Source organism: Marinobacterium sp. YM272, assembly GCF_050908845.1.
GTDB lineage: Bacteria > Pseudomonadota > Gammaproteobacteria > Pseudomonadales > Balneatricaceae > Marinobacterium_D.
This window is the reverse complement of sequence record NZ_CP194171.1, coordinates 4,159,979-4,182,765: the sequence shown is the minus strand read 5'-3', so window position 1 is coordinate 4,182,765 and position 22,787 is coordinate 4,159,979. Positions and strand designations below refer to the sequence as shown.

Here is a 22,787-nt window from a genome sequence, read left to right as displayed (position 1 = left end):
CCTGGGAGCGGCTGGAACGGGCCACTAAGCGCTGCAAAAATAACTCTGAGTCAACAAGCGTGGAATCAACGGATGGATCAGGCTGAACCCGTCATCGAACGGGGAGCAACAACGCGACTTCTGGGCACCTGGACGCTGTCCCGCCACCGGCAGTTGAAGCGCCTGCTGACGCAGACGCCGGTGCCTGAGGGGGAGGTACAGTTGCGCCATATCGGCGCGCTGGATACCGCGGGCGCCGCACTGCTTGCGCGCTGGCTGGGGCTGGAGCGGCTTGAAGCGATTATCAATGCCGAAACCGGGCTGCAACCGGAGCGCCGTGCGCTGCTGGAAACCCTGCTGCGCGCCATGGGACGCGAGCCCGCCCCGGCGGCGAAAAAGCCGGCAGCACTGCTGCAGGCACTGGCGCTATTGGGTGAGCAGAGCGAATACCTGGCGCGTCATTTCTGGCAGCTGAGCGGTTTTGTCGGCCTGGTGCTGCAGACCCTGGCTGTTGTGCTGCCGAGGCCCTCCCGCTGGCGCCTCACGGCGCTGGTCAACCAGATCCATCAGACCGGCCTCAATGCGGTGCCGATCGTCGCGCTGCTGACCTTTCTGGTGGGTGCGGTGGTCGCTTTTCTTGGCGCCACGGTGCTGGGTGAGTTCGGCGCCGAGATCTATACCGTCAACCTGGTGGCCTACTCCTTCCTGCGAGAGTTCGGCGTGATTCTGGCGTCGATAATGCTCGCCGGGCGCACGGCCAGTGCCTTTACTGCCCAGATCGGCTCCATGAACGCCAACGAGGAACTCGATGCCCTGCGCACCCTGGGGCTCAGCCCCATTGAGCTGCTGGTGGTTCCCCGGGTGCTGGCGCTGCTGGTCACCCTGCCGCTGCTGACCTTCGTGGCGATGATCTCGGGGCTGGTCGGTGGCGCCGTGGTGTCGGTGGTCTCGCTGGACATCGCCCTGAGCCAGTATCTGTCGATTGTCGCCGATGTGCCGCTGAAACATTACCTGGTTGGCATGGTGAAGGCGCCGGTGTTTGCCTTTGTCATTGCGGTGATCGGTTGCATGGAAGGCTTCAAAGTCAGTGGTAGTGCGGAGTCGGTGGGCCGGCATACGACCTCCAGCGTGGTGCAGTCGATCTTTATGGTGATCCTGCTTGATGCGGTGGCGGCGCTATTCTTTATGGAGCTGGGCTGGTGATGGAGGTTCAACAAGGCATGGCCGAGGCGATTATCGAGGTGCGCGGGTTGAGTAACCGGTTCGGTGACAATTCGGTACATGAGGATCTGGATCTGGACCTCTACCGCGGAGAAATCCTGGGGGTGGTCGGTGGCTCCGGCACGGGCAAGTCGGTGCTGCTCAGATCCATCGTCGGTCTGAACCGCCCCAACAGCGGTGAGGTTCGTCTGTTTGGTCAGAACCTGCTTGAGCTGCCGGCCCAGGAGCGGGCGGAGCTGGAACAGCGCCTGGGCGTGCTGTTTCAGGGCGGAGCGCTGTTCAGCTCGCTGACGGTGCGTGAGAACGTGGCGCTGCCGCTGATCGAACATGCGGGCCTTAGTCGCGACGATGCCGAGGAGCTGGCCGAGGTGAAGCTGGCGCTGTCGGGCCTTGCGCCCCACGCCGGCGATCTTTATCCCGCCTCGCTGTCCGGCGGCATGATCAAACGTGCTTCGCTGGCACGCTCACTGGCCCTGGATCCGGATGTGCTGTTTCTCGATGAGCCTACCGCCGGACTCGACCCCATCGGCGCGGCGGAGTTTGACCAGCTGCTGCTGACCCTGCGTAACGCGCTGGGGCTGACCGTATTCATGGTGACCCATGATCTGGACTCGCTCTGGACCGTGTGTGACCGCATCGCCGTGCTGTCGCAGAAGCGTGTGCTGGTGGCGGATGCGCCTGAGCGGGTGGCCGAATATCAGGACGACTGGATTCAACGCTATTTCCAAGGTCCGCGTGGGCGGGCCGCCCATAGCTCAGTAAAAAAGAGCGCGGCGGAAAATAGCGCGGTGCTAAATAGTGCGGTGAAAGGGAACTGAGATGGAAACGCGTGCACATCATGTGATCATTGGGCTGTTTACACTGCTGGCGTTGCTGGCGGCGCTGGGCTTTGGTGTCTGGCTGGTGAAGTCGGGCAAGCAGGAGGAAACTCTCAGCTACCGGGTGGTATTCACCGAAGCGGTCAGCGGCCTGAGCGTGGGCAGCCAGGTGAAGTACAGCGGCCTGCGCGTCGGCGAGGTGCGACAGCTGGCGCTGGACCCGACAGATCCGCGCCGGGTGCTGGCCGATATCGAGGTTAGTGCCACCACACCGATCAACCAGGGTACGGTGGCGAAACAGGCGATCGCCAACATCACCGGGTCCGCCAATATCCTGCTGAGCACCGATAACCCCCAGGCGCCGCCGCTGGAGAGAGACGGGGACTCGCCGCCGATTATTCAGGCCGAGCCCTCCGCGTTTGGCTCGCTGATCGGTAACAGCGAAACCCTGTTCGCCAACGTCAATGAGCTGGTGGATCAGGGCGCCAGGCTGCTCTCGGCGGATAATATCGAACGTATCGGCAACATTATCCACAACCTGGAGCGGGTCACCGGGGACCTGGCGGACTCCCGCGCCGATGTGGCCGAGTCCCTGGATGAGCTGACCCAGGCGGCGCAGGATGCACAGCGGGTGATGCGCGATGCCAGTGCGCTGATGACCCACGCCGATGAGCTGCTGGTGTCACGCGGTGGGCCGATGTTTGCCGAGGGTCAGAAGGTGATGCGTTCGCTGGCACAGAGCAGCGAGCAGCTGGAAGGACTGCTGAGCCGCAATGCCGACGAGCTGGACCGGGGCTTCAAGGGCGTGGCGGAGATCGGCCCGGTGATGCGCGAGCTGCAGCGCAGTCTGGGTACCCTGAATCGAATCCTGGCGCGGCTGGAGGAAGACCCGGCCGGTTATCTGACAGGCAAAGCCCCGGCTAGTGAATTTACCCCCTGAGAGGTCAGGCATGTTGCGACGTATTATTCAACGGATGAAAAAACAGCGCTTGCCTCTCGGGCTGGCGCTGGGGCTCCCTGTCGTTCTGAGCGCCTGCAGCCTGCTGCCGGCAGCAGAGCCGGTGCAAAGCTGGACCCTAAGGCCGGCCACCACGGAAAACGCAGGCCCTGTGACTGTGACGGATCTGCAGGTGTTACGTGCGCAGGCGCAGGATCTGCTCAGCGGCCGTTACCTGCTGGTGGTGCCCGAAGCGCAGCCGATCAGTGTCTATAGCGGCCAGCGCTGGAGCGCCAGTATTCCGACGCTCTGGCGTGATTACCTGGTTAGCGCTCTGCAGCGCGACAGCCGCTTTGCCCGTATCAGCAGCGACGCGGTAAGAATCGATGCCCGTTACGAGTTGGTCAGCCGGATCGATGCCTTTCAAAGCGAATACCGCGATGGCCAGCCGGTAGCCGTGATGCGGGGCTACCTGCAGCTGATCGACAGTCATAGCCGGGCGATTATTGCCGAGCGTACGCTGGAGCTGTCGCAGCCGGCCGAGGGTGTCGAGGTGGCGGCGGTGGTAGACGCCTTTTCGTTGCTGATGGCACAGGCCAGCCATGAAATCCGGGACTGGCTGCTACGGGTGAGCCCCGGGCGGTCCTGAGTTTGCCAGTCACCCGCCTCAGCGCTGTTTGAGCTGCTCCTGCCAGAGGTGCTCAAGCGTGGGCGGTCGGGTAGCGCCATAGATGGCGTGATCGCTGCCGCTGTACCAGGCCCAGAGCTGGTCGCCATAATCGTAGTGCCACCACTCCGACGGCAGGTTGGTAAAACCCGCGCCGGTCATGGCGTGGTACAGCACGCGGCGGTGGTGGCGCGCCATGAACTCTCCCAGGGCATGATGCTCGTCAGACTCCAGTGCGGCGCACCAGGACAGCGGCCCCGCCTCGTCGAACAGGGAACCCATATCCAGTAAGCGGCCCTCGGCATCGGCCAGGGTGACATCGACGGCGGCGCCGGTCAGGTGAGGGCTGGGCGCGTCCGCTTCCGTGCTGGGCGGCGACACCAGAGCCCGCGCTTCCAGCGCCCTGGCTTCTGCCGGTTGATCCGGGTTGGCGTGTTCCATCAGGTTGAGCAGAGTGTCGTAGAGATACTGCTGGACGGTAAATGGACGCCAGCCGTCGAGAATGATCAGTTGATAACCCTCGGGCAGGCGCTCTGCGGCGTCGAGCAGGCGGTTATACACGCCCAGGCGGACCAGGCACTCCGGCATCGCCCCCGAAATACCCTGGTGGAAATAGGCGGGCCAGATTTTCCAGTCATCGCTCAGGCTGGCGGGCTGCAGCGGTTCGCCGCAGTCGCTGATCGGTATCTGTTGCATCTGCGTCCAGTCGGGCAGATTCAGAGACGGGATAGGCGGAAGCTCGGTACTCATGTTGTCCTGCTTACGGGTGTGATTGGGTTAACGTTACCCGGATTGCCTGCTGGCGGGAAGACGCTATTCCCCCTGCAGCGCGACAACGGGATTCAGGCGCGACGCCTGCAGGGCGGGCAGGGTGCCTGCCGCAAGGCCGACAAGAAACGAGAGCCCCAGGGCCAGCAGCAGAAACAGCGGGCTGATCTGTATCGGCAACGCCGGTATCGCCAGCGCCAGCAACCCCAGGAACAGGGCGGACAACAGGAGTCCCACCAGGCCGCCGGCCATCGCCAGTAATACCGCTTCCGCCAGGAAAAGGCGCAGAATCTGCTGGCGGGTGGCGCCGATCGCCCGTAGCAGACCAATCTCACCGCGCCGTTCGCGCACGGTAGTGACCATGATCGTCAGAATGCCGATGGCGCCAACCAGTAGCGAAATCCCGCCAAGTCCGCCGATCGCCAGGGTCAGGATGCCGAGAATGCGATCCAGGCTGGCGAGCATCTCGTCCTGGGTCATGATCGAGAAATCCTCACCGCCGTGACGGGCGATCATCCGCTCCCTGATTCGTTCGGCCATCGCTTCGGCCGTGGTGGCGGCGCGGTAGGTGATATCGATCTCCATCAGGCCGGTGCGGTTGAACAGGGTCAGTGCCCGGTCGATCGGGATGTAGACGATATCGTCCAGGTCGAAACCGAGCATCTGTCCCTTCTCTTCCATGACGCCGATCACCCGGTAGCGCTCGCCACCGACCCGGATGAAACTGCCAAGAGGGTTGGCGCTGCCGAAAAGCTCCACGCGAACCTTGTGGCCGAGTACGGCAAAGGGCTGGGAATAACCGGCACTTTGCGGCAGGAAACGACCCAGTACCACGTTAAATCGCCAGGCGCTGGCAGCATCGCTACCGGTGCCGAGAATGTCGGTATGGCGGACGCGACGGCCGAATTCGATGGCACCGGCACCCTGCACCAGCGGCACTACCTCAATAGCATAGGGCAGGGAACGCAGGCTCTGCGCATCCTCCAGCGTTAACGGCTGGGTGCTGGATAGCAGCGCGCCCATGCCGCCGGTCTGGCTTTTCCCCGGGTTGATGGCAATGATGCGACTGCCGAACTGGGAAAAATTCTCCAGCACATAGATACGCAGACCCTCGCCCAGCGTGGTCAGCATCATCACCGCAGTAATGCCGATGGCGATGCCGGTGACTGTTAATACGGCGCGCATACGGCCACTGCGCAGGGTGCTCCAGGTCAGGCGCAGATAATCGCCGCTAAGCATGTTGAGCCTCGCCTCGCAACGCCAGAACCGGGGCGAGCCGCGCGGCACGGCTGGCGGGCAGCCAGGCAAACAGCAGAGCGACACCGAGGGCGATCGCCAGGCTGCCGAGCAGGGCCCAGAGCGGTACCGATACCGGAAACACCGGCCACACCAGTTGACCGGCCCAGAGCAGCCCGTAGCCCAGGGCAAAGCCGAACAGGGCGCCGAGCAGGGAGAGCAGCGCCGCTTCGCTGAGAAAGATCAGCCGCACATCGGCAGCGCGGGCGCCCAGCGCCTTGAGCAGGCCGATTTCGGCAGTGCGCTGACTGACGCTGATCAGCGTGATGTTCATGATCAGGATACCGGCGACCACCAGGCTGATCGCTGCTATCGCGGCCACGCTCAGCGTCAGCAGCTGCAGAATATCGTTGAAGGCGCCCAGCAGTGCATCCTGGGAGATCAGTGTTACATCGCGCTCGCCGCCATGGCGCTGCTGCATCAGATCCAGTATCTGCTGTCGGGTTGCTTCAATAGAGGCCCCCGGCGCCAGCTGGAGAAACACCCGGTACATCCCCTGCACGTTGAATATCTGCTGCGCCGAGGCCACAGGAATGATCACCTGGTCGCTGATATCCATGCCCAGAGACTGGCCCCGGTCCTCGATAATCCCGATCACCCGGAAGCGGCGATCACCGATCCGCAGCCACTCGCCAAGGGCCGGCGTATTGCCAAACAGAGACTGTTTCACCTCGGGGCCGAGCAGACACACCGACGAGGCGCGCTCCAGGGGCTCATCCGGCAGGGAACGGCCACGCTGCAGGGACAGCTCGCGCAGTTCGAAAAAACGGGCGCTGGTGCCGAGGGTGACCACCTCGCGGTTAAGGCCTCCGCTCACCACCTGGGCGTTGCCGACGATCAGCGGTGCCACCCGGCGAACGCCCGGCAGTCTGCCCAGGGCGTTCACATCCTCCAGGGTGATATCGCGGGTGCCTTCGCCGGTCAGCGGCGGCAGGCCGCCGGTGGTCTCCTTGCGTCCGGGCAGCATGATCAGGGTGTCCTGGCCGAGCAGGGAAAACTCCTCCAGCACGAAGCGTCTGGCGCCTTCGCCAAGGCCCGTGAGCAGCAGCACGGCGGCCACGCCCACGGAGGTCGCCAGCAGAATCATCAGGGTACGGAACCACTGCCGGGTCAGCAGGCGCATGTTGAAGCGGATCAGATCAGCGCTGCGCATTCTGCTCACCGCGCTTTTCACTGATCAGTTTGCCGTCCTGCAACCACAGCTGGCGCCGCGCCCGCTCTCCCATGTTGGGATCGTGGGTCACCATCAGCAGGGTGATGCCTTCGTCGTTGAGCTCTTCGAGCAGTTCGATCACCTCGGCCCCGGAGTGGCTGTCCAGGTTGCCTGTGGGTTCGTCGGCCAGCAGCAGGGCGGGTTTGCGGATCACGGCGCGGGCGATAGCCACCCGCTGGCGCTGGCCGCCGGAGAGCTGGTGGGGCAGGTGTTCGGCGTGGCGGGCAAGGCCCAGGCGCTGCATCAGTTCATCCACGAGGGGGCGTCTTTGGGCAGGCGCTGTGCCGGTGATGACCAGTGGCAGCTCGATATTTTCCCGTGCCGTCAGGCGCTCAATCAGGTGATAGGCCTGGAACACGAAACCGATTCGCTGGTTGCGGATAGCGGCGCGCTGCTCCTCGCTGAGGGCTGTCATCTCCTGCTTTTCGAGCCAATAGCAGCCGGAGTCCGGGGTGTCGAGCAGGCCGAGCATGTTCAGCAGGGTTGATTTGCCGGAGCCGGAGGGTCCCATCACTGACAGGTAGTCGCCGGCCTGAATCTGCAGATCAAAATGATCCAGGGCGTGAACGCTTTCACCGCCCAGATGATAGGTTTTGCACAGCTGCTCCAGCCGTATCATTGCGGCTCGACCCTGGCACCCTCGACAGCGCCTTCGGTATCCAGGCGGGTCAGGATCCGGTCGCCCTCTTCAAGGCCGGCGCTGATTGCGGTCCAGGTCCAGTTGGCGGGACCAATTTCGACGTTCACTTTCTGCAGCGTAGAGCTGTCCGCATCAAAACGCAGCACCGAGTTGCCCTCCAGCAGGGCTTCGGTGGGTACTCGCAGCTGTTGCGGATGCTGCTCGACGATCACCTCCACGTCGGCGCTATAGCCGACCAGCAGCAGGGTGTCTTCCGGCAGAGGATTGAAGTAGACATCCACATCCACGGTGCGGGCCTGTTTTTCCAGCTCCGAGACAAAGGGGGCGATGCGCTTCAGCGTGCCGCTGAACTCCCGCCCACGAAAGGCATCCAGGGTAATGCGGGCGGTCTGTCCCGGCGCCAGCTGTGCCGCCTCGACCTCGTCGATGGGGGCGCGCACGTAGAGACAGCTGTCATCGATCAGGTCCACGGCAGGGGGGGTGGCGACTCCGGGAGGGGAAGGGGTGGTGTACTCGCCCGGCTCGCCGTTGATCTCGGCGATAATGCCCGCGAACGGGGCGCGCAGATGCATCTTCTCCAGCTGTGCTGAATAGAGTGAGTAGCGGGCGCTGGCCTGTTCGATGGCGACTTTGGCCTGGTCGCAGGCGATGGCTGCCACGCTCGCATCGGTGGCGAGCCGGTCCAGCTGCTCATCCGATACCAGTTTGCGCTCGGCCAGTGCCCGCGAGCGGACCAGCTCGCGCTGGCTGAATCGGGCCAGCTGGCAACTGCGCTCTTCAGCGAGCCTGGCGGCTTTGAGATCGGCGTCGGCCCCGCGCAGCAGTGCCTGCTGTTCGTCATCAAGCAGGCGCAGTAACAGATCTCCCGTTTTGACGCGGTCGCCTTCATCCACCAGCAGGTGGTCAACGCGGCCACCGGTGGGTACCGACAACCGTGAACGCTGACAGGCGCGGATACTGCCGGCACGGCTGTTGGCGGCAATGACCTCCACGGAGCCTGTGGAAACGACGCTTAGTTCGACGGGGATGGGGGTAGGGCGGGAAAAATACCAGAGTGCCGCCGCAATCGGCAGCAGGATCAGCAGCAGTATCAGTGCACGCTTCATGCGATCTCCCTGGGGCCGACCGAGGTTAAGCGGCAGGTCCGTCAGCGCATATCGTTACGGTGCAGCTCCACGCCCCGGTCCCGGCAGCGCTGATAGTTCTGGCGGGTGGCGCCGAGTATCTCGGCGTCCTGCACCACGATCTCAACAATACGTTCGAAGGCGAACGCATCCTCCGGCAGCTCCAGGGCGAGATTGATAAACACCTCGCGGTGTTCCGGGCGTTGCTCGCCGTAGCCTATCTCGATCGGTGATGCCGGTTCCTTTCCCAGTATAACGTGTGGGACGAAAGCGTCGGCGCGAAACGACCAGAGGTGGGCGTCCAGGCGTTCCACCTCGGTTTCATCGGCGACATGAATATAGATCCGCTTGCCCAGGGCAAGCACCTTCTCGCAGAGCCGGCAGAGGAACAGCTCGCGGCTGTCCCGGTCGGCTTCTGCGAGGATGTAATAGTCGGCGCGACTCATCGGATCCGCTTCGGTCTCAGTCTTCGGCCAGGTCTTTCTGCTCGGACAGGTCCAGCAGGTACTGGCTCAGCAGCGGCACGCAGCGGCCGGTAGCGCCCTTGGCCTTGCCACTGTTCCAGGCGACGCCGGCGATATCCAGGTGTGCCCAGCGGTACTCCTTGGTAAAGCGGGACAGGAAGCAGGCGGCGGTGATGGTGCCGGCCGGACGGCCACCGATATTGGCCATATCGGCAAAGTTGGAGTCGAGCTGCTCCTGGTAGTCGTCCCAGAGCGGCAGCTGCCAGGCGCGATCGGCAGCGTAATCGCCGGCATCCAGCAGGGACTCGGCCAGGTCGTCGTCGTTGCTCAGCAGGCCGGTGGCTTCATGACCCAGGGCGATGATGCAGGCACCGGTGAGGGTGGCGATATCGATCACGCTCTGCGGCTCGTAGCGGCCCACGTAGGTCAATGCGTCACAGAGCACCAGGCGGCCTTCCGCATCGGTGTTGAGGATCTCGACGGTCTGGCCGGACATCGTAGTGACAATATCGCCAGGCTTGGTGGCCTTGCTGCCGGGCATGTTTTCGGCTGCAGCGATGACACCCACCAGGTTCAGTGAAAGGTGCATCTCGGCTACGGCTTCCATGGCGCCGAGTACGCTGGCGGCACCGCCCATGTCGTACTTCATCTCGTCCATGGCGGCACCCGGCTTGAGGCTGATGCCGCCGGTATCGAAGGTGATTCCCTTGCCGACCAGGGCGTGGGGCTTCTCTTCGGCGTCGGTGCCGGTGTAGCGCATGACGATCAGCTTGGAGGGCTCGGCGCTGCCGCGACCCACAGACAGCAGGGCGCCCATGCCCAGCTCTTCCATCTGCGCTTCGTCGAGAATCTCCACCTGGATGCTGTCGTGGGTTTCCGCCAGGGCGATGGCACGTTCGGCCAGGTAGCTCGGGGTGCAGATGTTACCCGGCAGGTTGGCGACTTCGCGGGCGCTGTCGACGCCGTTGGCGATGGCTACACCATCGAGAAGTGCGCCTTCACCGAGCTCGGTGTCCTCTTCAGACAGCAGAAAGGCGACCTTCTCCAGTTTGATCGGGTCCGCTTTTTTGCTCTTGGTGGCGTCGTACTGGTACAGCTCCGCGGTGATCCACTCCACCAGCTGACGCGTCTGGCGGTAGGTGTCTTCCTGGTCGCTGGCGAGACCGTCCAGAGCGATGGCGGTGCTGGCGATACCCGCCTTTTTCACGCTTGAGGTGATTGCGGCAGCCAGTTTGCGGTAGTGGCGATCCTTGCGTTCATCCGCCTTGCCGAGACCGACAACCATGACGCGGCGGGCCTTGAGTCCGGGCAGCTTGAACAGGGTCAGCAGCTCGCCTGCCTTGCCGGTGATGTCGCCACTTTCGACCAGTTCGCTGAGGTACCCTGAGGTGGCTTTATCCAGCGCTGCTGCGGAAGGCGCAAGTTTGCCTTCGGCTTCTACCCCAACAACGATGCAATCGGTTTCCAGTGCTTCGACCGGGCCATTGACGATCTCGAAATCCATGACGACTCCATACAAGACATTGCAGACTGATTGCGGGATAATGCCCCCGCGCCAAGCAGTATTCTTACTCGCCGCACTATACAGCGGTTACGGGAAACAGTGCCAGACTCGGCACCTTTTAAATACTTAGCAGGTCGGGACCCGTCCCCCCGCCTCACACCATCCTTCAGTTTCGCGACAGGGATTGAGTTTTGATTATTTTTCGGTATCTCTCCCGCGAGGTTTTGATCTCCACCACGGCCGTGACCGCGGTGCTTCTTCTGATTATTACCAGTGCCCGTTTGATCAAATATCTGACCGAGGCGGCCACCGGCAAACTGGACGCCGATTTTGTCCTGCTTGTGCTGGCCTACCGCATCCCGGGCTTTCTTGAACTGCTGCTGCCCCTGGGCTTGTTTCTTGGCATTTTGCTGGGCTTTGGCCGGCTCTATCTGGAGAGCGAAATGGTGGTGCTGCGCGCCTGCGGTGTCAGCCATAAACGTCTGGTGCTCTATGCTCTTGGGCCGGCGCTGCTGATTTCTGCACTTGTCGGTGTCATCGCGTTGACGATATCTCCCTGGGGCGTTGGCGAGGCGAAGAAGATCTTTGCCCAGCAGGAGGCGCGCAGCGAACTCGAGCTGCTCACTCCCGGTCGCTTCCAATCCCAGAGCGATGGCCGCCAGGTTACCTATGCCCACGCGTTGAATCCGGAGGACGCGTCGCTGAACGATGTCTTTATCGCCCAGCGCAACGATAACGGTCACCCGGTTGTGCTGGTTGCCGAGAATGCCAGGCAGCGTTACATCGATGGGCAGGGTCGTTTTCTGGTGCTTGGTGATGGTTACCGCTTTGATGGTCAGCCCGGCAGGGCCGATTACAGCGCCACCCGCTTTGGCGAGTACGGGGTTCGCCTGCCCGAAGCCCAGGCCGCCGAGATCAACGAGATCGAAGCGGTGCCGACCACGGCACTCTGGGGCGCGTCCGGATCGAAAGAGCAGGCCCAGCTGCACTGGCGCCTGTCGCTGCCGGTACTGGCGTTTATCGTGACACTTATTGCGGTACCGATGGCCCGGACCAACCCGCGCCAGGGCCGTTTTGCCAAACTGATTCCGTCGATCATTATCTACCTGCTCTATGTCACGCTGCTCACGGCAACGCGCTCGGCGGTGGAGGATGAGGAGGTCGGTGTCTGGGCGCTCTGGGCGGTGCATTTGGGATTCCTGGCCCTGGCCGCAAACCTGATTTTTGCCGACCGCTTCTGGGAAGCGGTGTTCAGTCGCATACCCAGCCTTCCCGCTCTAGGCCGGGGTAAGAAGGCGAAGAAGGAGGGCAGCGCATGATGTTCGCTCGCCTGGATCGCTATATCGCCCGTCATGTGCTCTCCGCCATTGGCGTGGTGCTGTTGGTCGTCGTTGGCCTGGATCTGCTCTCCTCGCTGATCGATGAACTCGATCAGCTCACCGAGCGTTACACCTTCATTGATATGCTGGGCTACCTGGCACTGACCACGCCGCGGCGGATCTACGAGATGCTGCCGTTGAGTGCGCTGGTGGGATGCCTGATCGGTCTCGGTTCCCTGGCGAGTCAGTCGGAGCTGACGGTGATGCGTGCGGCTGGATTCTCCACCGCCCGTATCGTGCTGGCGGTGTTCAAGCCGGTGTTGCTGCTGATGGTGATCGAGCTGTCTCTCGGCCAGTATTTTGCGCCGGTGAGCGAACGCCTGGCGGTAAGCAACCGCGCCATCGCCAAGGCCACCGACGGTATCCTCGATGCGGAAGAGGGCGCCTGGCACCGTGAAGGCAACGAGTTCATCCATATCGCGGCCATTGAACCGGGCGGGATGATCCATGGTATCACCCGCTATGAATTTGACGATCAGCGCCAGCTTTTGCGCTCGAGTTATGCCAAAACGGGTGAGGCCACGGACGATGGCTGGCTGCTGAACGGCGTGCGGGAAACCCGCTTCGAAGGTGATCGCACCGCAGCGGATACCCTGGAGCAGGAACGCTGGAAAACGGGGCTGACGCCACGGCTGCTGTCGGTGATTATCGTGGAACCGACGGACCTGTCGATCACCGGGCTGGCCAGCTATGCGGCCTACCTGGACGACCAGGGGATCAACGCCGATACCTACCGTCTGGCGATGTGGGGCAAACTGTTGCAGCCGCTGTCGATTGCGGCGCTGGTGCTGATCGGTGTGTCGTTTATCTTCGGTCCGCTGCGTAACGTGACGGCGGGCCAGCGGGTGATTGCCGGCGTGATCTGCGGGGTCTGCTTCAAGTTTGCGCAGGATATTCTCGGCCCGGCCAGCAGCGTGTTTGGCTTTGCACCCTTGCTGGCGGTCAGTCTGCCCATTGTGATCTGTTTTCTGGCCGGGTTCTGGTTGCTCAGACGCGCCGGCTAAGGCTGCTCAGAACAGAAAGGCGGGCTGGCCCGCCTCTGCATCTGCTCCGGCAGCGACTGAGCCACTTCGCTATTTCTTCTTTTTCTTTTCCCGCTTCGGCAGGCTGACCACGCTGGTTTCAGACCAGCGGTCATGCCAGGTCAGGCGTTCGTCGCCAAACAGCATCCACAGGTAACCCAGGCCCGCCGGTATCCAGGAAACGATGGCGCAGATAAAACGGATCAACGCCTGGGTCCAGCTGATGCGCTGACCATCGAATGTCTGCACGCGCAGGCGCCAGGCCTGCATGCCCAGGGTCTGGCCGTTTTTGGTCCAGAAATAGCCGAAGAACAGGAAACTGCAGCAGAAGGCCGCGGACTGCATTGCCGCGCGTCCCAGCGGCGAAATGACGCCGCCATGGTTAATCAGGGTCCCGACAATGGCTACCCCTATCCAGATCGACACAAGGATCAGGCCATCGTAAACCATGGACAGCAGGCGCTTGCTGAAACTGGCCGGGCGGATATCGGTGAACTCTTCACGAAAGGGGCGATGCATCTTTGGGGAAATCCTGGGAGGGAAAACTGGGTGGGCAGCCTAACGGCGTCGCCCACCGTTTAAATCAGTTGCTGAATGGCTCGATGTACTTGGTTTTGTACTCCTCGGCCAATGCCTGAGCTTCGTTCAACTGCGCCTCGGTCAGCTTCATTTTCAGCCGGGACTCGATGGCGCGGGCAGTCCTGTCACCCTGCTCGGCTACGTTGTAGAGCCAGGCATAAGCGAACACATCTGAATCGTGGCTGGTATCGCCGCCGTGATTGGTGGCATACAGGGTGCCGAGGAAGAACATCGCCTGCTGGTGGCCCTGCTCGGCCGCCTTGCGATACCAGGCTTCCGCGGTTTCGTAATTCTGTTCCACTCCGGTGCCGAAATTGTAGCAGCGGCCCAGGTTGTGCCAGGCGGTCAGGTTGCCCTGGTCGGCGGCTTTCTGGTACCAGGCGAAGGCCGCGTCGGGATCGCGCTCAACACCCTGGCCAAATTCATACATCTCGCCGATGCGGTTCTGCGCGCCGGCGTTACCGGCTTCGGCGTCCGGCAGCAGGCTGTCGAACTCTTTTTTGAACGCCTTGTTTTTCAGTGCACGCAGGCTGTTGACGCTTTCCAGGTCACCCTGGCGGGCGCCGCGCTCGTAATAGCGTTTGGCCGTGTCAGCGTCAGCGTCCACGCCCCAGCCGTTTTCGTACATCTTGCCGAGCATGTTCAGCGCTGCGGGGTTGCCATCCTGTGCCAGTGGCGTCAGTTCGCTGAGCGCTTCGGAGTAGTTCTGCTCGTCAAAGGCGCGCTTGGCGGCGCTGATTGAGGCGGCGGAGACCAGCTCGACCTGCAGGTTGAGCAGCAGGCCGGCGGTTGTCATCAGTGCGATCTTTTTCATTAAAACTCATGCCTTGCAATAAATCTGACTGTTCGGGCCCACATCCGGGCGGGCCCGCCGGTAAACTCTGCGTTCGGCTACATCTTTTGCCTCGAGGAGTGTGTGCCGGATGCGGCGCAGACAGATGAGGCAATTCAGATTCTTCTAATATGGTCGCGAATTGTACCGGAATTTGCGTTTCAGCGCAGCCTCGGCAAGCCTGCGGACAGGCCTCAGTCGTTGCGCTGGGGGCTCAGCAATTCGATCATGTAACCATCGGGATCCTTGACGAAGGCGAGAATGCTGGTGCCATGTTTCATCGGCCCCGCCTCGCGAACCACTTCGCCGCCCTTGGCCTTGATGCTGTCACAGGCGGCATAGACATCCTCAACCTCGATGGCTACATGGCCATAGCCATTGCCCAGATCGTAACCGCTGGTATCCCAGTTGTGTGTCAGCTCAAGCACGGTTTGTTCGGATTCCTCGCCGTAACCGACAAAGGCCAGGGTGAATTTGCCTTCCGGGTAATCCTTGCGGCGCAGGAGCTTCATACCCAGTACGTCGGTATAGAACGAAAGTGATTTTTCCAGGTCGGAGACCCTAAGCATGGTGTGAAGAAAGCGCATGGGAATACCTCTTTGAATTGAAAAGGGAAACTATGTACAAGTTCAGGGCACGCTGAGACGCTATAGACTTTTTCGTAACTTCCCGAGATCGGCGTATTGCGAAAGCAAGTCTACAATGCTTAATTAAAATCATTAAATAATGTGTAGAAGAAAAAGGATGGTGTGGCATGTTTCAAGATATGAACAAAATGTTCAGTCAGTCTATGGGACCGTTCAAGGAACTGGCTGATATCCAGACGAAGATGCTTGAGGAACTGACCAAACATCAGATGGATTGCACCAAGGCCTTCATTGAAGCCACTGTTCAGCAGACCCGGGAATTGCAGAACTGCAAAACCCCTGCTGACATACTTGAGCTGCAAAAGGCGTATGCCAAAGAGCTGGAGGAAACACTCAAATCGGCTAACCAGCAGAACCTGAAGGCGCTGAGCGAAGCGCGGGATGCGATGCAGGCGCTGAGTGAGAATGCGCTGGATAAATTCTCCGGTTCCTGAGGGGCCGAGACGCTATCGACCTGTTCCTGGTGTCGGGTAATATTGAAAAAGCAGCCGTTGGCTGCTTTTTTCGTTTCAGTACAGTTTAGTGGGTTTAGCGATGGACAAGATTGGCCTTTTCTATGCCAGTACCACCGGCAACACCGAATCGGTGGCAGAGCAGATCGCGGGGCTGATAGGTGGCGAACGGGTCGAGCTGCATGATCTGGCGGTGGAACCGGTAGCAGCCATCGAAGGTTATAGCCGATTGGTGTTTGGCATCTCGACCTGGGACTACGGTGAGTTGCAGGAGGACTGGGATGCGATCTGGGAAGAGTTGAAACTGCTTGATTTCAGCGGCCGCCGCGTCGCGCTGTTCGGGCTTGGCGATCAGATCGGTTATGGCGAATGGTTCGTGGATGCCATGGGGATGCTGGCGGAGCTGGTGCAGGAGCGCGGGGCCGAGCTGGTTGCACCCTGGCCGGCGGAGGGTTACGAGTTTGAAGAGTCGAAAGCGCTGAGCGAGGATCGCAGCCACTTCGTCGGGCTGGCCATCGATGAGGATGCCCAGTCGGGTGAGACCAGCGAGCGTGTTGAGCGCTGGGTGCCGGAGGTGCTGGCTGCCTTTGAGATTTGAGTTGTGCAGCGCGGAACTTGGTGCATGCTGATCGTCTAATAGAGTTGAAAACCATCCCAATAGAAGGAATCTAGAAAATGAAGAAGCTTGTCATTGCAACACTGAGTGGTGCGCTGCTCGCCGGCAGTCTGAACGTTTATGCCGATGATGTGGAAGATGCAATCGAGTATCGCCAGGGAATTTTTCAGGCGATGAAATGGTATTTCGGCCCGATGGCTGCCATGGCCAAAGGCGATATCGAATATGATCAGGCTGAATTTACCCGTCGCGCCGAGATGTTGAACCAGCTGACCTACATGCCGGAAGAGGGCTTTATCGAAGGTTCAGATAAAGGTGATACCGATGCGCTGCCGGTGATCTGGGAGGAGATGGATAAGTTCAGCGCCGGTTTTGACAAGCTTCAGGAAACCACCGCCGCACTGGCCGAAGCCTCAACCTCAGGCGATATGGGCACCATCATGCCGGCCTTCGGTGAAGTGGGTAAAACCTGTAAGGGCTGTCACGACAATTTCCGTGACTGATCCTGCAGCTTAACCTGTCTGACAAGGGCGCCTGAAGGCGCCCTTGCTGTTTCTGTCGCATGCAGCGCAGCGATCAGCCTATAGCGAATACAGCAGCACAAACAGTGCCACTGCGATTGCCGCAACGACAGTGCCGCGGACGAACGGCGCCAGGGCCGGATGGCTGTGGCTGTTGGTAACCGGTTTACGCCCGTGGATCATCCCCTGAACCAGAGGCTCGCGCTTCAAACGCTGGTGGTAAACCACGCCCAGCAGGTGCAGGCCCACGGCGGTCAGCAGAATGTTGAAGTTGATCTCGTGCACACTGGTCAGGAAAGAGGCAGTGTCGCCGCTGACCATGGATGTCAGCGGACCTTCGGTGAATATATCGTCGGTGGCAAACAGGCCGGTGATGCCCTGCACGGCGCATAGAACAATAAGCAGCAGAACCATCCAGCCACCCAGCGGGTTATGGCCGGTGTAGGTGGGGGCTTTTCCGCTCAGTACCTGCTTGAGGTAGTTCAGCGTTATACCAGGGCCGCGCAGGAAGTCGCTGAAACGGGAGTAGGGGCTGCCGGCAAAGCCCCAGATCAACCGGAACAGTACCAGTGAAACCACCGCGTAGCCGGCGATCATATGCCAGTTCATCCAGGTGCCTCCCTCTTCACCACTCCACCAGGCGAAGCCGATGGCGCCTACCAGGCTCCAGTGAAACAGGCGGGTAAAAATATCCCATACGGGAAGTGATCGGGTTTGTGTCGTGGCGTCCATGTGGTGTGCTCCGTTTATCGTCACTGACAGGCTTGGCGGCTGATCCTTATTGCTGATCCCGCCGCTGGAATTTTACTGATATTAAGAGATGTTGGTGAACAAATTGTTCCTTTCGCCCGCTTGAAAACTGACGCCAGGCGGCCGGTTTTTCCACTTTGGGCAGGGCTGGTGTGGGCTAATCCCCCTGGCTTCACTGTTTCGGCTTTCGTAACGGCGTACACAATTCAAACAGCCGGTCAGATCAGGTAGAATATGCTCCTTTTTCCAAGCAGCGAGTTTTTGAAACCCAGATGGAAATTAACCCGATACTGAATAGTCTCAAGGATATCGGCGAGCGCACCCAACTGCTGCGTACCTACCTCGAATACGACGTCAAGAAAGAGCGCCTCGAAGAGGTGGAGCGTGAACTCGAGGATCCTGAGATCTGGAACAACCCGGAAAACGCTCAACAGCTGGGCCGCGAGCGCTCCAGCCTTGAAGGCGTGGTCAGCACCATCGATGATCTGGAAACAGGCGTCACCGACGCCCGTGAACTGCTCGACCTGGCCGTCGAAGAAGACGACGAAGATACCGTGGCCGAGGTTGAGTCCGAAGTCGAGTCCCTGACCGCGAAGCTGACCCAGCTCGAATTCCGCCGCATGTTCTCCGGCGAAGCCGACGGCAACAACGCCTTCATGGATATCCAGGCCGGTTCCGGCGGCACCGAGGCCCAGGACTGGGCCAACATGATGCTGCGCATGTACCTGCGCTGGGGCGAGGCCAAGGGCTTCAAGACCGAGCTGATCGAGGTGTCAGATGGTGATGTGGCCGGTATCAAGTCCGCCACCATACGCTTCGAGGGTGAGTACGCCTTCGGCTGGCTGCGTACCGAGACTGGTGTTCACCGTCTGGTTCGCAAGTCGCCGTTCGATTCCGGCGGCCGCCGCCACACCTCGTTCTCGTCCGTCTTCGTCTCTCCGGAGATCGATGACAACGTGGATATCGAGATCAACCCGGCGGACCTGCGCGTCGACGTTTACCGCGCCTCAGGTGCCGGTGGTCAGCACGTTAACCGTACCGAATCCGCCGTGCGTATTACCCACGAGCCGTCCGGTATCGTGGTGCAGAGTCAGTCCGCGCGTTCGCAGCACCAGAACCGCGACACCTGTATGAAACAGCTGCGCGCGAAACTCTACGAGATGGAGATGCTCAAGCGTCGTGAAGCCGCGCAGGAAGTGGAAGACACCAAGGCCGATATCGGCTGGGGCAGTCAGATCCGCTCCTACGTACTGGATGACCAGCGCATCAAGGATCTGCGCACCAACGTGCAGACCTCCAACTGTGATCGCGTCCTCGATGGCGATCTCGACCAGTTTATCGAAGCCAGTCTCAAGGCCGGACTCTGATCCGCGCCTTCAGTGACCGATTTAAGCGATTTTTTTAAGGTACAGACCTGATGTCCGACAACGCTCAGACCCCTCAACAAGATGAAAACCGCCTGATCGCGGAGCGCCGCGAAAAACTCGCCGCTCAGCGCGAGCAGGGCAACGCCTTCCCCAACACTTTCCGCCGCGACAGCTATGCCGGCGATCTGCAGAAGGAGCACGGTGAGAAGAGTAAGGAGGAGCTGGCCGAAGCGGGCATCAAGGTATCCGTGGCGGGACGCATCATGCTTAACCGTGGCGCCTTCATGGTGCTGCAGGACATGAGTGGTCGCATCCAGCTGTATGTCACCAAGGAGGCGCGTCCGTTCGCCAAGTCCCTGGACCTGGGCGATATCGTCGGTATCACCGGTACGCTGCAGAAGTCCGGTAAGGGCGACCTGTACGTGAATCTGGATGCATACCAGCTGCTGACCAAGAGCCTGCGTCCGTTGCCGGACAAGCACAAGGGTCTACAGGACATGGAGATGCGCTACCGTCAGCGCTACGTGGACCTGATCACCAACGAACAGTCCCGCGATGTGTTCGAAACCCGTTTCCGTATCGTTGCAGCGATCCGTCAGTTTCTGGCCGAGCGCCGTTTCCTGGAAGTGGAAACGCCGATGCTGCAGGCGATCCCGGGCGGTGCTACCGCGCGTCCGTTCGTGACCCATCACAATGCGCTGGATATCGACATGTACCTGCGTATCGCGCCGGAGCTGTACCTCAAGCGCCTGGTGGTCGGCGGCTTCGAGCGGGTGTTCGAGATCAACCGCAACTTCCGCAACGAAGGGCTGTCGACCCGTCACAACCCCGAGTTCACCATGATCGAGTTCTATCAGGCCTACGCGGACTACCATGACCTGATGGACCTGACCGAAGCGATGCTGCGTACGGTTGCAGAGCAGGTGCTGGGCACCACGACGATCATCAATACCGTGCGTAATGAAGAGGGTGAGGTTCTCGAAACCTTCGAATACGACCTGTCCAAGCCGTTCACCCGCATGTCCGTGTTCGATGCGATCCTGCACTTCAACCCGGACATCAGTGCTGAAGCGCTGGCCAACGAGCACGCTGCCCGCGAGATCGCCCAGCGTCTGGATATCGATGTAAAAGATGGCTGGGGCCTTGGCAAGATCCAGATCGAGATCTTCGAGGAGACCTGCGAGCACCGCCTGCAGCAGCCGACCTTTATCACCGAATACCCGACCGAAGTCAGCCCGCTGGCGCGTCGCAGCGATGACAACCCGTTCGTCACCGACCGCTTCGAGTTCTTCGTCGGCGGTCGCGAGCTGGCCAACGGCTTCTCGGAGCTTAACGATGCCGAAGACCAGGCCGAGCGCTTCCGCAAGCAGGTGGAAGAGAAGGATGCCGGTGATGACGAAGCGATGCACTACGATGCCGACTTCGTTAACGCGCTGGAATACGGTCTGCCGCCGACCGCCGGCGAAGGTATCGGCATCGACCGTCTGGTGATGCTGTTCACCGACTCCGCATCGATCCGCGACGTGATCCTGTTCCCGGCCATGCGCCCGCGGGTCTGATTCGGTCTAAATTGGGGTCAGAGTAACAATTCTTGCATTGTTACTCTGACCCCAATTTAACCAAAGAAAGCCGCTCAGTGCGGCTTTCTTTTTGGCTGAAATCCATGGGGCCAAGCCCCGTTGGGAGAAATCATGGGCTTCAAGCAGATACTCTTTCCTCAGACCTCCCGGGAAATTCCCGGCAAGCGCTATATCAGCCTTACCTTGCGTGGCCTGCACCTGGTCGGTGTGGCCGGCGTCGCAGGGCTGTTTCTGTTCCAGCTGCCGTTTGAGCAGTGGTACCTCTACGGCCTGTTGGCGCTGGTCAGCGGTGTGCTGATGATGGTGATGGAGATCTGGGGCGATGGTGTCTGGCTGTTCCAGCTCAGGGGGCAGGCGGTGCTGCTGAAATTGGTACTGCTGGCGGCGGCGCTGATCTGGCCCGCCAGTGCGACGATCAACTTTATTCTGATCGTGCTGCTGTCCGCCTTCTTCTCCCATGCCCCGGGCAAGATTCGTTACTATTCGATCTGGCACGGTGAGGTGGTCAAGGCGCTACGTACTGCCGATGGCCGTATCCGCAACAGCGGACAGCTTTAATATGAATCCCAATATGAACCCCAGGGACAACGAGGTAAGGATGGCACTGGATAATGCCCCCAGCTGGCAGCCGCTACTGGCGCCGGAGTTCGACAAGCCCTACATGCTGGAGCTCAAGGCGTTTCTGAAACAGCGCAAGGAGCAGCATGTCACCATCTACCCACACTCCAGCAACTGGTTTCACGCGCTGGAAGCTACAGCGCTGGATAACGTGCGCGTGGTGATCATCGGGCAGGACCCCTACCATCAGCCGGGGCAGGCGCACGGGCTCTGCTTCTCGGTGAAACCGGGGGTGAAGGTGCCGCCATCGCTGGTGAATATCTACAAGGAGCTGCAGTCGGATCTCGGTATTGCACCGGTAAAACACGGTTACCTGGAATCCTGGGCGAAGCAGGGCGTGCTGATGTTGAACGCCGTGCTTACCGTGGAAGACAGCAGCGCCAACGCGCATCAGGGCAAGGGCTGGGAGCAGTTCACCGACCGGGTTATTCACCTGGTCAATGAGCAGTGCGAGCATGTGGTGTTTATCCTCTGGGGCAGTTATGCACAGAAGAAGGGTGCGTTTATCGACCAGAGCAAACACCTGGTGCTGAAGTCGCCGCATCCGTCACCGCTGTCGGCGCATCGCGGTTTTTTCGGCAGCCGTCCCTTCTCCCAGGCCAATGAATGGCTCAAGGCCCAAGGACGTGAGCCGGTACAGTGGCAGTTGCCGGAGCAAGTGGAGGAGTAGAGGCGGAGCCGATTTAGTCCTTCAGGCGGAGACATTCAGAGTCACCACCTGAAGGAAGAAGCTCAGCGCTTGCTTTCGAACAGGCGCGGATCCAGCGTATACGGGAGCTCCAGCAGGCTAAGCGCTGGCCCTTCGGTGGACTCCAGGTGGATGGTTGAGTTGTCCGCCTGCTCCTTGGTGATGACGGCCAGCAACTCATAGTTGTCGCCACCGGTGGGGGCTGCGATCACCACCTGGCCGATATTTTCCTTCGCCTCTGAATGCAGCGCCTGGCCCGGAGCCGGGCGTTCCGCCGCGGTGACGCTGGCGCGATACATCGGCTTTTTCAGGATACCGCGGTGCTGCAGGCGGGTGACCACTTCCTGGCCGGTGTAGCAGCCCTTGGTAAAGCTGACGCCGTTCAGCGCCTGGAGGTTGGTCATCTGCGGAATAAAGGCTTCGGAGGTGTCCGCACGCAGGTCGGGGAGACCGGCACGGATCTCTTCGAGCAGCCAGTCGTCGCAGCCGGCCAGTGAAGCACCCTGTTTCAAAGTGTCGATCAGTTCGATCGCCTGGTCGGCGGGTAGCCAGCATTCGAAGCGGTTGTCGCCCGGCAGCTTCACCAGCAGACGCTCGTTGTCGACGCTGACGCCATCGACCTCGTCCGGCAGTGTGGCAACGATCTGAGACGCCAGTTGGGCTGCATCGCTGCCAAACAGGCCCAAGCCCACCAGCTCGTCGTTCAGCTGCGCTTCCGCCTTGGAAAACAGTATGTATTTCTTGATCGTGGCCAGCGCCTTGTCGGCGTTACCGGCGTCGCTGCGCAGGTGCAGGCACTCCGGCGACTGCCTGATCACCCGGAACAGGCTGATCATATGGCCTTTGATGTTGCAGTGGGAGCCGAGTCGGCTGCCGATGCGGTCCACATCGCCGATATCACAGCTGAGCTGGCCCTGAAGGAACTTTTCGCTTTCCGGGCCGTTAATGCTGATGATGCGCTGATGGGTTAACGGCACCAGGGCACTGCCCTCGCCGCTGAACGGCGCCGGGGCAGTGGCGACTCCCTGCTCATCGAATGTGTAACCGAGTGTCTGGAGTTTTTCCTGCCAGGCTGTATTCATGGTTATCCCGCCTCGTGATCGAT

General features: G+C 60.9%; 25 protein-coding genes. 13 read left to right on the top strand and 12 right to left on the bottom strand.

Translation table 11 applies throughout. The annotated features are described in order from the left end of the window. The first annotated feature begins 72 nt into the window (after nucleotides 1-72). The 4 genes from ACQUQP_RS18760 to ACQUQP_RS18745 are packed head-to-tail and all read left to right on the top strand — an operon-like array spanning nucleotide 73 to nucleotide 3,604. Nucleotides 73-1,182, top strand: coding sequence for an MlaE family ABC transporter permease (locus tag ACQUQP_RS18760; protein ID WP_432696553.1), 1,110 nt, complete (start codon nucleotides 73-75; stop codon nucleotides 1,180-1,182). Continuing rightward, the gene (locus tag ACQUQP_RS18755) at nucleotides 1,182-2,018 is read left to right on the top strand and encodes an ABC transporter ATP-binding protein (protein WP_432696552.1); all 837 of its coding nucleotides are present in this window, start codon (nucleotides 1,182-1,184) and stop codon (nucleotides 2,016-2,018) included. The genes ACQUQP_RS18760 and ACQUQP_RS18755 overlap by 1 nt, the downstream gene beginning before the upstream one ends. A gap of 1 nt (nucleotide 2,019) precedes the next feature. Further along, complete coding sequence (locus ACQUQP_RS18750) at nucleotides 2,020-2,958, top strand: MlaD family protein (protein WP_432696551.1); 939 nt, start codon at nucleotides 2,020-2,022, stop codon at nucleotides 2,956-2,958. Between the two features lie 10 nt (nucleotides 2,959-2,968). Beyond that, nucleotides 2,969-3,604: an ABC-type transport auxiliary lipoprotein family protein gene (locus tag ACQUQP_RS18745; RefSeq protein ID WP_432696550.1), complete on the top strand. Its 636-nt coding sequence runs from the start codon at nucleotides 2,969-2,971 to the stop codon at nucleotides 3,602-3,604. Between the two features lie 18 nt (nucleotides 3,605-3,622). On the opposite strand, the gene ACQUQP_RS18740 is transcribed toward ACQUQP_RS18745, so the two are convergent. The 7 genes from ACQUQP_RS18740 to ACQUQP_RS18710 all read right to left on the bottom strand — a co-directional run bounded on the left by ACQUQP_RS18740 (nucleotide 3,623) and on the right by ACQUQP_RS18710 (nucleotide 10,631). After that, complete coding sequence (locus tag ACQUQP_RS18740) at nucleotides 3,623-4,372, bottom strand: M15 family metallopeptidase (protein ID WP_432696549.1); 750 nt, start codon at nucleotides 4,370-4,372, stop codon at nucleotides 3,623-3,625. 63 nt (nucleotides 4,373-4,435) lie between these two features. After that, nucleotides 4,436-5,629 (bottom strand): ABC transporter permease, encoded by a 1,194-nt coding sequence (locus ACQUQP_RS18735; RefSeq protein ID WP_432696548.1) that lies wholly within the window; start codon nucleotides 5,627-5,629, stop codon nucleotides 4,436-4,438. Continuing rightward, entirely contained in the window at nucleotides 5,622-6,839 is a 1,218-nt protein-coding gene (locus tag ACQUQP_RS18730) for an ABC transporter permease (RefSeq protein ID WP_432696547.1), read from the bottom strand. The genes ACQUQP_RS18735 and ACQUQP_RS18730 overlap by 8 nt, the downstream gene beginning before the upstream one ends. Beyond that, entirely contained in the window at nucleotides 6,826-7,518 is a 693-nt protein-coding gene (locus ACQUQP_RS18725; RefSeq protein WP_432696546.1) for an ABC transporter ATP-binding protein, read from the bottom strand. The genes ACQUQP_RS18730 and ACQUQP_RS18725 overlap by 14 nt, the downstream gene beginning before the upstream one ends. After that, nucleotides 7,515-8,645 carry an efflux RND transporter periplasmic adaptor subunit gene (locus tag ACQUQP_RS18720; RefSeq protein WP_432696545.1) on the bottom strand — a complete coding sequence of 377 codons (1,131 nt, stop codon included), beginning with the start codon at nucleotides 8,643-8,645 and terminating at the stop codon, nucleotides 7,515-7,517. The genes ACQUQP_RS18725 and ACQUQP_RS18720 overlap by 4 nt, the downstream gene beginning before the upstream one ends. Before the next feature lie 41 nt (nucleotides 8,646-8,686). Next, nucleotides 8,687-9,109, bottom strand: a complete 423-nt coding sequence (locus ACQUQP_RS18715) for a DNA polymerase III subunit chi (RefSeq protein ID WP_432696544.1) — start codon at nucleotides 9,107-9,109, stop codon at nucleotides 8,687-8,689. A 16-nt stretch (nucleotides 9,110-9,125) separates the two neighbouring features. Further along, on the bottom strand, nucleotides 9,126-10,631 hold the full coding sequence (locus tag ACQUQP_RS18710; RefSeq protein ID WP_432696543.1) for a leucyl aminopeptidase: 1,506 nt from the start codon (nucleotides 10,629-10,631) through the stop codon (nucleotides 9,126-9,128). A 191-nt stretch (nucleotides 10,632-10,822) separates the two neighbouring features. On the opposite strand from ACQUQP_RS18710, the gene lptF reads away from it, so the two are divergent. After that, complete coding sequence (gene lptF, locus ACQUQP_RS18705) at nucleotides 10,823-11,950, top strand: LPS export ABC transporter permease LptF (protein ID WP_432696542.1); 1,128 nt, start codon at nucleotides 10,823-10,825, stop codon at nucleotides 11,948-11,950. Then, nucleotides 11,947-13,014: an LPS export ABC transporter permease LptG gene (gene lptG, locus ACQUQP_RS18700; protein WP_432696541.1), complete on the top strand. Its 1,068-nt coding sequence runs from the start codon at nucleotides 11,947-11,949 to the stop codon at nucleotides 13,012-13,014. Before lptF ends, lptG begins: the two co-directional genes overlap by 4 nt. 69 nt (nucleotides 13,015-13,083) lie before the next feature. Here lptG and ACQUQP_RS18695 read toward each other — a convergent pair whose 3' ends face one another. The 3 genes from ACQUQP_RS18695 to gloA all read right to left on the bottom strand — a co-directional run bounded on the left by ACQUQP_RS18695 (nucleotide 13,084) and on the right by gloA (nucleotide 15,030). Further along, nucleotides 13,084-13,551 (bottom strand): RDD family protein, encoded by a 468-nt coding sequence (locus ACQUQP_RS18695; protein WP_432696540.1) that lies wholly within the window; start codon nucleotides 13,549-13,551, stop codon nucleotides 13,084-13,086. 64 nt (nucleotides 13,552-13,615) lie between these two features. Further along, nucleotides 13,616-14,425 (bottom strand): tetratricopeptide repeat protein, encoded by an 810-nt coding sequence (locus ACQUQP_RS18690; protein WP_432696539.1) that lies wholly within the window; start codon nucleotides 14,423-14,425, stop codon nucleotides 13,616-13,618. A gap of 212 nt (nucleotides 14,426-14,637) precedes the next feature. After that, nucleotides 14,638-15,030 carry a lactoylglutathione lyase gene (gloA, locus tag ACQUQP_RS18685; protein ID WP_432696538.1) on the bottom strand — a complete coding sequence of 131 codons (393 nt, stop codon included), beginning with the start codon at nucleotides 15,028-15,030 and terminating at the stop codon, nucleotides 14,638-14,640. Nucleotides 15,031-15,197: 167 nt separating this feature from the next. On the opposite strand from gloA, the gene ACQUQP_RS18680 reads away from it, so the two are divergent. From ACQUQP_RS18680 to ACQUQP_RS18670, 3 genes are all read left to right on the top strand, one after another. Next, nucleotides 15,198-15,524 carry a phasin family protein gene (locus tag ACQUQP_RS18680; RefSeq protein ID WP_432696537.1) on the top strand — a complete coding sequence of 109 codons (327 nt, stop codon included), beginning with the start codon at nucleotides 15,198-15,200 and terminating at the stop codon, nucleotides 15,522-15,524. Between the two features lie 100 nt (nucleotides 15,525-15,624). After that, complete coding sequence (gene fldB, locus ACQUQP_RS18675; protein ID WP_432696536.1) at nucleotides 15,625-16,140, top strand: flavodoxin FldB; 516 nt, start codon at nucleotides 15,625-15,627, stop codon at nucleotides 16,138-16,140. Nucleotides 16,141-16,217: 77 nt separating this feature from the next. Further along, nucleotides 16,218-16,661: a c-type cytochrome gene (locus ACQUQP_RS18670; RefSeq protein ID WP_432696535.1), complete on the top strand. Its 444-nt coding sequence runs from the start codon at nucleotides 16,218-16,220 to the stop codon at nucleotides 16,659-16,661. A 78-nt stretch (nucleotides 16,662-16,739) separates the two neighbouring features. Here the strand turns inward: ACQUQP_RS18670 and ACQUQP_RS18665 are convergent, their stop codons facing one another. Continuing rightward, on the bottom strand, nucleotides 16,740-17,411 hold the full coding sequence (locus tag ACQUQP_RS18665) for a cytochrome b/b6 domain-containing protein (protein ID WP_432696534.1): 672 nt from the start codon (nucleotides 17,409-17,411) through the stop codon (nucleotides 16,740-16,742). Between the two features lie 290 nt (nucleotides 17,412-17,701). Between ACQUQP_RS18665 and prfB the strand changes: the two genes are divergently transcribed. From prfB to ung, 4 genes are all read left to right on the top strand, one after another. After that, nucleotides 17,702-18,796: a peptide chain release factor 2 gene (prfB, locus tag ACQUQP_RS18660; RefSeq protein ID WP_432696533.1), complete on the top strand. Its 1,095-nt coding sequence runs from the start codon at nucleotides 17,702-17,704 to the stop codon at nucleotides 18,794-18,796. 50 nt (nucleotides 18,797-18,846) lie between these two features. Continuing rightward, nucleotides 18,847-20,355: a lysine--tRNA ligase gene (lysS, locus tag ACQUQP_RS18655; RefSeq protein ID WP_432696532.1), complete on the top strand. Its 1,509-nt coding sequence runs from the start codon at nucleotides 18,847-18,849 to the stop codon at nucleotides 20,353-20,355. A 132-nt stretch (nucleotides 20,356-20,487) separates the two neighbouring features. Further along, complete coding sequence (locus ACQUQP_RS18650) at nucleotides 20,488-20,934, top strand: hypothetical protein (RefSeq protein WP_432696531.1); 447 nt, start codon at nucleotides 20,488-20,490, stop codon at nucleotides 20,932-20,934. 40 nt (nucleotides 20,935-20,974) lie between these two features. Continuing rightward, nucleotides 20,975-21,664, top strand: coding sequence for a uracil-DNA glycosylase (ung, locus tag ACQUQP_RS18645; protein WP_432698723.1), 690 nt, complete (start codon nucleotides 20,975-20,977; stop codon nucleotides 21,662-21,664). A 62-nt stretch (nucleotides 21,665-21,726) separates the two neighbouring features. On the opposite strand, the gene ACQUQP_RS18640 is transcribed toward ung, so the two are convergent. After that, nucleotides 21,727-22,764, bottom strand: coding sequence for a YgfZ/GcvT domain-containing protein (locus ACQUQP_RS18640; RefSeq protein WP_432696530.1), 1,038 nt, complete (start codon nucleotides 22,762-22,764; stop codon nucleotides 21,727-21,729). Nucleotides 22,765-22,787 lie beyond the last annotated feature (23 nt).